This window comes from Actinoplanes couchii, from assembly GCF_016862075.1.
GTDB classification, from domain to species: domain Bacteria; phylum Actinomycetota; class Actinomycetes; order Mycobacteriales; family Micromonosporaceae; genus Actinoplanes; species Actinoplanes couchii.
On record NZ_BOMG01000066.1, the window covers coordinates 1 to 929 of the forward strand.

A 929-nucleotide genomic window follows, 5' to 3' on the forward strand; every position below is an offset into this window, starting at 1 on the left:
GGCCCTCCCGCTTCCGGCCCTCCCGCTTCTGGCCTTTCCCATCCGGGACCTTCTCGCTCGGGCCCCTTCTTTCCAGACCTTTTCCGCCCGGGCAAGGGGGCATGATGCTGAGCGCCGCGATCGTCGGGTCCGGGAATATCGGGACCGATCTCATGTACAAGTTGCTTCGGTCGCCGGTGATCCAGCCACGATGGATGGTGGGGATCGATCCGGACAGTGCGGGGCTGAAACTGGCGGCCGGCCTCGGGCTCGCGGTCGGCAGTGACGGCTTGGACTGGTTGCTCGGGCAGGCGGTGCTGCCGGACATCGTCTTCGAGGCCACCTCGGCGGCGGTGCACCGGGCCAACGCTCCGCGCTATGCGGAGGCGGGGATCCGGGTCGTCGATCTGACGCCGGCCGCGATCGGGCCGGCCGTCGTGCCCGAGGTCAACCTGCGGGAACACCGGGACGCCCCGAACCTCAACATGATCACCTGCGGCGGCCAGGCGACGATTCCGATGGTGCACGCCGTCTCGCGGGTCACGCCGGTGAGTTACGCCGAGATCGTGGCCACCGTCGCGTCACGGTCGGCGGGCCCGGGGACCAGGGCGAACATCGACGAATTCACCCGGACCACGAGCCGCGGCCTGGAAACCATCGGCGGAGCGGCCCGCGGAAAGGCGATCATCGTCCTGAACCCGGCCACCCCGCCGTTGATCATGCGGGACACCATCTTCTGCGCAGTCTCCCAAACCGCGGATCGATCCGCGATCGTCAAGTCAATCGAAGACCGCGTATCCGCAATTTCGGCATACGTCCCCGGCTATCGACTGCTGGACGAGCCGCAGTTCGACATCATCGCTGGCAGTGGCAGTGGCAGTGGCAGTGGCAGTGGCAGTGGCAGTGGCAGTGGCAGTGGCAGTGGCAGTGGCAGTGGCAGTGGCAGTGGC

1 protein-coding gene is annotated in these 929 nt (G+C 67.6%); it reads left to right on the top strand.

What is annotated here, in order from left to right; genetic code table 11:
• Positions 1 to 104 precede the first annotated feature (104 nt).
• On the top strand, positions 105 to 929 hold an 825-nt coding region (locus Aco03nite_RS27505), incomplete at its 3' end, for an acetaldehyde dehydrogenase (acetylating) (RefSeq protein ID WP_373872639.1).